This is a genomic window from Bradyrhizobium sp. Kon56, from assembly GCF_055807635.1.
Window position 1 is genome coordinate 1 of sequence record NZ_JBVVOU010000490.1, and the last position, 258, is coordinate 258.

General features: G+C 62.0%; 1 pseudogene. It reads right to left on the reverse strand.

The features are described 5' to 3' along the window. A pseudogene (locus AC0L3B_RS39775) lies at positions 1-258 on the reverse strand (glycosyl transferase family 1); the annotation flags it as partial.

Genomic DNA, 258 nt, shown 5'->3' on the forward strand with positions numbered 1-258 from the left:
ACCCTGGAAATACCATTGGTTGTGCGGGTAGAAATTGGCGCCGATGATGTCCAGGTAATGCTCCTGCCCACCCAGGCCCGGCCATTGCCGCCCGGTCAACAGGTCCCAGGCTTCGAATTGAGCCAGCCGATAACGTTCGGCGTGATCGATCTCTTCGCTGCGACGCGAGGCTGACACCACGTTGATCAACGGGTCGCACTGCACGAAACGCGCAGCGGGCGCGCGCTCACGAATCGCCTCGATAGCCGCGATGCTGGC